The 7,184-nt window shown below is 71.1% G+C and carries 7 protein-coding genes; 6 read left to right on the top strand and 1 reads right to left on the bottom strand.

The window, feature by feature from the left end; all coding sequences use genetic code 11:
- Positions 1–1,722, top strand: a 1,722-nt coding sequence (locus ACFQV6_RS23405; protein WP_378029687.1) for an acyltransferase domain-containing protein, incomplete at its 5' end; no start/stop codon positions are given.
- On the top strand, positions 1,715–2,470 hold the full coding sequence (locus ACFQV6_RS23400; RefSeq protein WP_378029686.1) for a thioesterase II family protein: 756 nt from the start codon (positions 1,715–1,717) through the stop codon (positions 2,468–2,470). The genes ACFQV6_RS23405 and ACFQV6_RS23400, both read left to right, overlap by 8 nt.
- A 35-nt stretch (positions 2,471–2,505) precedes the next feature.
- On the opposite strand, the gene ACFQV6_RS23395 is transcribed toward ACFQV6_RS23400, so the two are convergent.
- Positions 2,506–3,048 (bottom strand): TetR/AcrR family transcriptional regulator, encoded by a 543-nt coding sequence (locus ACFQV6_RS23395; RefSeq protein WP_378029685.1) that lies wholly within the window; start codon positions 3,046–3,048, stop codon positions 2,506–2,508.
- 131 nt (positions 3,049–3,179) lie between these two features.
- On the opposite strand from ACFQV6_RS23395, the gene ACFQV6_RS23390 reads away from it, so the two are divergent.
- The 4 genes from ACFQV6_RS23390 to ACFQV6_RS23375 all read left to right on the top strand — a co-directional run bounded on the left by ACFQV6_RS23390 (position 3,180) and on the right by ACFQV6_RS23375 (position 7,182).
- The gene (locus tag ACFQV6_RS23390; RefSeq protein ID WP_378029684.1) at positions 3,180–4,688 is read left to right on the top strand and encodes an MFS transporter; all 1,509 of its coding nucleotides are present in this window, start codon (positions 3,180–3,182) and stop codon (positions 4,686–4,688) included.
- A 269-nt stretch (positions 4,689–4,957) separates the two neighbouring features.
- Positions 4,958–5,812 carry a 3-hydroxyacyl-CoA dehydrogenase family protein gene (locus ACFQV6_RS23385; RefSeq protein ID WP_378029683.1) on the top strand — a complete coding sequence of 285 codons (855 nt, stop codon included), beginning with the start codon at positions 4,958–4,960 and terminating at the stop codon, positions 5,810–5,812.
- Complete coding sequence (locus tag ACFQV6_RS23380; RefSeq protein WP_378029682.1) at positions 5,809–6,081, top strand: acyl carrier protein; 273 nt, start codon at positions 5,809–5,811, stop codon at positions 6,079–6,081. The genes ACFQV6_RS23385 and ACFQV6_RS23380 overlap by 4 nt, the downstream gene beginning before the upstream one ends.
- A 6-nt stretch (positions 6,082–6,087) precedes the next feature.
- Entirely contained in the window at positions 6,088–7,182 is a 1,095-nt protein-coding gene (locus ACFQV6_RS23375; protein ID WP_378029681.1) for an HAD-IIIC family phosphatase, read from the top strand.
- The last annotated feature ends 2 nt before the right edge of the window (positions 7,183–7,184 follow it).

Here is a 7,184-nt window from a genome sequence, read left to right as displayed (position 1 = left end):
GTCGATTGGTCGTCGGGTGCTGTTGAGCTGTTGACGTCGCCGGTGGAGTGGTCGCGTAACGGCCGTCCGCGCCGGGCCGGGGTGTCGTCGTTCGGTATCTCCGGCACCAACGCCCACGTGATCGTGGAGGAGGCCCCGGCCGCCGCACCGGTGGCGGAGCCGGGTGTCGAGGGCATTCCGGTGGTGTGGCCGGTGTCGGCCCGTACGGCCACCGCGGTGCAGGCGCTGCTCGCGCGGGCCCGAGGGCTGGAGGCCGCGCCGGACGCGGTGGGCGCGGCGCTGCGGTCGCGTACCGCTTTCGAACGGCGGACCGTGCTGTGGGCCGGATCGGGGGCGGAGTTGGCGGGTACGCGCCGGGTGCGTACCGACCCGTCGATGGCGGCGCTGTTCTCGGGGCAGGGTTCGCAGTGGCTGGGTATGGCGCGTGATCTCTATGCGCGGCTGCCGGTGTTCCGGGCGGCGTTCGACGAGGTCACCGGAGTCTTGGATCCGCAGGTCGGTGCGGTGATCTTCGGTGATGACGAGGTGGCGTTGCAGGCGACCGGTGTTGCGCAGCCGGCCCTGTTCGCGGTGGAGGTGGCGCTGTTTCGGGTCCTGGAGGACCTCGGTGTGCGTCCTCGCGTGCTGATCGGCCACTCGGTGGGGGAGATCGCCGCCGCGCATGTGGCCGGGATCCTGTCCCTCGCCGACGCTGCCACCCTGGTCACGCACCGCGCCCGGTTGATGCAGGCGCTGCCGGCTGGTGGGGCGATGGTCGCGGTCCGCGCGTCCGAGGCTGATGTGGCGCCGCTGTTGACGCCTGGGGTGTCGATCGCGGCGGTCAACGGCCCGCAGTCGGTGGTGATCTCCGGCATCGCCGACGAGGTGCGCGCGGTCGCTGCCGGAATGCGAGGCCGGGAGTTGACGGTGAGCCATGCGTTCCACTCGGTGTTGATGGAGCCGATGCTGGACGACTTCGCTCAGGTGGTTGCGGGGCTGACGTTCGCCGAGCCGCGGATCCCGATCGTCTCCACGGTGGAGGTGGGTGCGGATCTGACCGATCCGGCCTATTGGGTGCGGCAGGTCCGGCAGCCGGTGCGGTTCGCTGATGCGTTGGTGGCGGCGGGGGATGTGCTGCTGGTGGAGGTGGGCCCGGACGCCGCGCTCACCGCGATGATCGAAGAGGGCGAGGCGGTCGCGGTGCAGCGCCGGGACCGGGATGGGATCACCGGGCTGCTCCTCGCGCTGGGCCAGATGTGGACCGCCGGAGTGCCGGTCGACTGGGCCCGGATCCAGCCCGGCGCCGCACCCGCCGAGCTGCCCACCTACCCCTTCGAACGCCTGCACCTCTGGCTCGACCCGGCGGACGCCACTGCCATCGGTCCGGTGTCCCAGCCCGGAACGGTGCCCGAGCCGCCGCCCGAGCCGGTACGGACGCTGCCGGAGCTGCTCGCCGGCGAGCCCGCCGAGCGGTGGTACGACGTCGTGCTCACCGCCGTCGTCGCCGAGGCGGCCGCGGTCCTGGGCCTCGCCCCGGACCGGATCGACGTGCACGGCGAATTGCTCGAGATGGGCTTCACCTCGCTGATGGCGATCGAGATGCGCAACCGGCTGCAGGTCCTGGTGGGGCGGGAACTGGAGCCCACGATGGTCTACGACTACCCGTCCCCGCACGAGGTGGCCAAGCTGCTCAGCAGCCGGCTGCGCGAGGACCCGACCGAATCAGGAGAGACGGATGGTTGATCACGAGAGCTGGGTCCGCTGCTTCAGCCCGCAGCCGGGCGCCGCGATACGGCTGGCGTGTTTCGCACACGCCGGCGGCTCGGCGAGCTTCTTCTTCCCCTTCGCCGAGGCGCTCGCGCCACACGTCGAGGTGCTGGGCATGCAGTACCCGGGCCGGCTCGATCGCTATGCCGATCCGTCGCTGGACAGCATGCTCGCGCTCGCCGAGGAGGCCGGTGCGGCCCTGGCGCACTGGTCGGACCGCCCGCTCGCCCTGTTCGGGCACAGCATGGGCGCCACTGTCGGGTTCGAGGTCGCCCGCCGCATGCAGCACCGCGACGGTGCGCCCGTCGTCACCCTGTTCGCCTCCGGCCGCCGGTCGCCGTCGCTGCCGGACCGGCTCTCCGGGCGGGTCCTCGACGACCGCCAGCTGCTGGCCGAGCTGGAGCTCAGCGCGTCGGCGGCGGCGCTGCTCGAGGACGAGGACGTCCGGCAGATGATGATGCCGGCTATCCGGGCGGACTACCGGGCGATCGCGTCGTACCGTTACGACCCCGAGCCGCGCCTGTCCTGCCCGGTGGTGTCGCTGATCGGCGACCGGGACCCCAAGGTCAGCGTCGCCGAGGCGGGAACCTGGGACGCCGTCACGGACGGGCCTTTCGACCTGCGGGTGTTCCCGGGTGGGCACTTCTACCTCGGGGACCGGGTGGAGGACGTGGCGGCCGCGGTGCTGGACGCGCTCGGTGTGCGCCGGCCGGTGGCCGGCTGACCCTTACTCGCCCTCGCCCTTACTCGCCCTGGGGCTTATTCGCCCTCGACCAGCTGGGCGGCCAGGTCCAGTGCGATCTTGGGTAGCTCGGGGTCGTCGGTCGGCATCGGGGTGAGCCCGCCCGGTGTCAGCCCGATGTGCAGCGCGGCGATGGCGAGCTGGGCGCGCAACCGGCCCGCGGTGGTCGCATCCGGGCCGGTGAGCAGCTCGAGCAGGGCGAGCACATCGGTCCGGATCTGGGTGGCGACCGCGAACTCCTGGAACGCGTTGCTCTGGGTGATGCTCGCCGCCTCGGTGATGATCTCGCTGTAGCGGCGCAGCAGCTCATGCCGGGTCTCCGGGCCGGGTGGCCGGCCGCGGCCCCAGGCGACCACGTTGGTCAGCCGCTCGGCGAACTCACCGAGGATCGCCTCGAGGATCTCCTCCTTGCTCTGGAAGTGGTAGTAGAGCGAGGCCTTGGTGATCTGCAGCCGGTCGGAGATCTGGCGCAGCGAGGTGCGGTCGTAACCCTGCTCCGCGAACAGCTCCAGCGCGACCCGGAGGATCCGCTCGCGTGTGTCGGTCCGGCGCCCCGCCATGTCCACTCTCCCCTCGTGTGAAGCATAGGCGATCCATTGCTTGCCGGTCGGTAGGTAATCAATTATCGTGGCGATCGTCAACCTGCCGACCGGTAGGTAATCCTCGGAGTCCGCCACAGGAGCAGCGCGCCATGACCGAATCCCGGAGCCCTTCAGCGGGCCTGACCAGGCCCGACATCCTCGACAAGTACCCGCGCCGATGGTGGGCGCTGGTGTTCATCGCGCTGGCCCAGCTGATGATCGCGCTGGACACCAACGTCGTGACGATCGCGCTGCCGTCGGCCCAGCACGACCTGGGCGTCTCCGACGTGGACCGACAGTGGATCATCACCGGCTACACCGTCGCGTTCGGCGGCCTGCTGCTGCTCGGCGGCCGCATCGCCGACCGGTACGGGCGCAAGATCACCCTGATGACCGGGGTCCTCGGCTTTGTGGTCGCCTCGATCGCGGGTGGCCTGGCCCAGGACGGGACCACCCTGATCAGCGCCCGCATCGCCCAGGGCGTGTTCGCGGCGCTGCTCGCACCCTCGACGCTGGCGCTGATCAACACGATCTTCACCGACCGGGCCGAGCGCTCGCGCGCCATCGGCGTCTACTCCGCGGTGCTGGTCGCGGGCGGCCTGCTCGGCCTCGTCGGCGGCGGCATCATCACCAGCTACCTGGACTGGCGGTGGTGCATGTTCGTCAACGTGCCGATCGCCCTGGTCGTCGCCGCCGGTGCCGCCGTCACGCTGCCCAACCCGGTGGCCCGCCCGGACGTGCGCGTCGACGTGGTCAGCGCGATCACCGGCTGCGGGGGAGTGGTGGCCCTGGTCTACGGCTTCACCGAAGCCGGCGAGCACGGCTGGGGCGGCAGCCGGGTCACCGTGCCGCTGGTCGCCGCGTGCCTGCTGATCGTGGCGTTCGTCCTGCTGCAGGGCCGGGTCCGCACGCCGCTGCTCCCGCTGCGGATCTTTGCCGACCGCAACCGCGCGACCGCCTACGCCTCCGTCGCCCTGGCCTCGGTCGGCCTGTTCGCGGTCTTCCTGTTCCTGACCTATCAGTTCCAGATCGTCATGGGATATTCGCCGCTGCGCACCGGTGTGGCGCTGCTGCCGCTGACGGTCGCCAACATCGTCGCGGCCATCCTGGTCGGCAACGGCATCGCGCCCAAGGTGCCGCCGCGCCTCATCATGGTGCCGGCGATCATCTCCGCCACGGTGGCGCTGCTGCTGATGACCCGGGTGACCCCGCACAGCTCGTACCTCGGACTGCTCCTGCCGGTGCAGATCCTGATCGGTCTCGGTCTCGGCAGCGCGTTCGGCCCCGCGGTGGCGACCGCCACGGGCGGCGTGCGCGAGCAGGACGCCGGCATCGCCTCCGCCGCCGTGAACACCGCGCAGCAGGTCGGCGCGTCGATCGGCACCGCCCTGCTCAACACGATCGCGGCGAGCGCCACCACGGCCTTCCTGAAGGCGCACGGTGGCGGCCCCTCGATCGCGCTCGACGCCGTGACCCACGGGTACGCCCGCGCGTCGATGTGGGCCGCCGTGATCCTGACGCTGACCGCCGTTCTCGTCGCCGTCTTCGTCAACGCGCCGGCGCCCGGCGGGGTCGTCGACATGGCGACCGGACTCCTGGAGAAGAAAGAGGAGCGGTGAGACGTCCGTCACGTTGACGGTCACTGCGCGTGTCCTCGGTGAGAGGTGCCGCGGGGATCGTTCCGGGCGTGTTTCCAGAAGGTTAACGGTCCTTCGTGGACATTAAAAACCTGCCCGGTTCGTACCAGCGTAGGGGATGCGCGCGCGGCAGTAGGGGTTGCCGTCCCGGTCAATAGTCGGAACCATCAATCGTGCTTCACGGCAATCGACTCTTAATATCACTCTCCGTGATATTTGATCGATTCACGCACCGCAATGCGGAGGTCACGGTGGGAAGCCAGCCAATCGTCGTGCTCGGCGCCGGCGTCATGGGTACGAGCATCACCTCTCTGCTCACCGCCCGGGGCCACGCGGTCCTGCTCGTCGACGTGGACCCGCGGCGGCGTGCCGCCGCGGCCGGCCGGATCGAGCAGCAGACCCGGATGGCGCGGATGCTGGGCGCGCTGCCCGACGGGGCCATCGCCGGGGGGCTGCGGCTGGCCGGTGACCTCACCGGCGCGCACGGTGCGGACACGGTGATCGAGGCCGTCACCGAGGACGCCGCCGTCAAGGCGAAGGTGCTGGCCGAGGTCTCGACGCTGGTGGCCGCCGACGCGGTACTGGTCACCAACACCTCGTCGATCCCGGTGGACGAGCTCGCCGGAGTGGTGGAGCGGCCCGCCGCGCTGATCGGCACCCACTTCATGAACCCGGCCTACCTGATCCGCACCGTCGAGGTGATCCGCGGCCCGCGGACCGGCGAACCCGCCCTGGCGGCCGTGCGGGCCCTGCTGGCCGGGCTGGGCCGCGAAGCGGTCGTCGTCCGCGACGCCCCGGGCTTCGTCACCAGCCGGGTGCTCCACCCGATGATCAACACCGCGGCGCGGGTGGTGCAGGACGGCACCGCCACGCCGGACGACGTGGACACCCTCATGCACGGGTGCCTCGGCCATCCGACCGGCCCGCTGCGGACCGCCGACCTGATCGGCCTGGACAACCTCGTGGACTCGCTGCGGGTGCTGCACGAGCGCACCGGCGACGAGTCCTGCCGCCCCTGTGACCTGCTGCTCGACAAGGTCGCTGCGGGGCAGCACGGCCGCAAGAGCGGTCGTGGGTTCTACGACTACGGGGAGCCACTATCGTGACAACGTCAACGGGGCAGGCCGGCGATCGGACCGCCGTCGAGGCGGATCTGCTCGCCTTCCTGGAGGAGCGCACCAAGCGGCGCTGGGAGCCCGGCACCGATCTGTTCCGCTCCGGCGCGGTCTCCTCGCTGTTCGCCATGGAGCTCGTGGTCCACCTGGAGAAGTCCTTCGACGTCACCATCACCGGCCCGGACCTGGTCCTGGACAACTTCCGGACGGTGGACGCGATGACCTCCCTGGTCGGGCGACTCGCCACGCCGAAGGTGTGAGGCGCTGTGAGTGACGCTGCCACGCCCGCTCCCGGCCTCGTCAAGTGCCTGGTCTGGGACCTGGACAACACGCTGTGGAAAGGCACCCTGCTGGAGGGCGGCGGCACCGAGCTGGCCGCACCGGTCCGCACGGTGATCGAGCAACTCGACGCGCGCGGCATCCTGCAGTCGGTGGCCAGCAAGAACGACCACGACCCGGCCTGGGAGCGCCTCACCGAGCTGGGCGTGGCCGACTACTTCGTGCACCCGCAGATCGGCTGGGGCACCAAGTCGGCCGCCGTCCGGGCGATCGCCGAGCGGCTCAACTTCGCCACCGGCACCCTCGCATTCATCGACGACCAGCCGGCCGAGCGCGCCGAGGTGGCCTACCACCTGCCGGAGGTCCGCTGCTACCCCGCCGAGGACGTCGCCGGCCTGCTCGGGCTCGCCGAGTTCAGCCCGGCGACGGTCACCGTGGACGCGCGCAACCGCCGCCTGATGTACCAGGCGAGCTTCGTGCGCGAGGCGCACCGCGCCGACCACACCGGGCCGGACGAGGACTTCCTGCGCACCCTCGAGCTGGACCTGCGGATCGGGCGGGCCGGCGACGAGGAGATCTCCCGGGTCGAGGAGCTCACGCTGCGCACCAGCCAGATGAACGCCACCGGCGTGCACTACTCCGACGCCACCCTGCGCGGCCTGCTCACCGACCCCGATCACGAGGTTCTTGTGGTCACCCTGACCGACCGTTTCGGCCCGCACGGTGCGGTGGGCATCCTGCTGTTGCGCCGGCACGCCTCGGTGTGGCGGCTCAAGCTGCTGGCCACCTCCTGCCGGGTGGTCTCCTTCGGTGTCGGCAGCGCTCTGCTCGGCTGGCTCGGCAACGAGGCGGCGGCGGCCGGTGTGCATCTCGCGGCCGATTTCCGCAGGACCGAGCGCAATCGGATGATGGAGATCGCGTACGGGTTCGCCGGTTTCACCGAGACGCCGTGCCCCTGCCTCGCGGAGCTCGGCAGCACCGGCACCGACGGCATCCGCCACCTGCACCTCGAACCGCGGATCCAGCCGCTCCCGTCGACGCTGCGGCTCACCGCGCCCGGCTTCGCCCTCGGGAGGGTGTGACC

The sequence above is a fragment of the Actinoplanes sp. GCM10030250 genome, from assembly GCF_042666575.1.
Lineage (GTDB): Bacteria > Actinomycetota > Actinomycetes > Mycobacteriales > Micromonosporaceae > Actinoplanes.
Note: the sequence above shows the minus strand (reverse complement) of the source record. Positions and strands in the feature narration are given on the sequence as shown.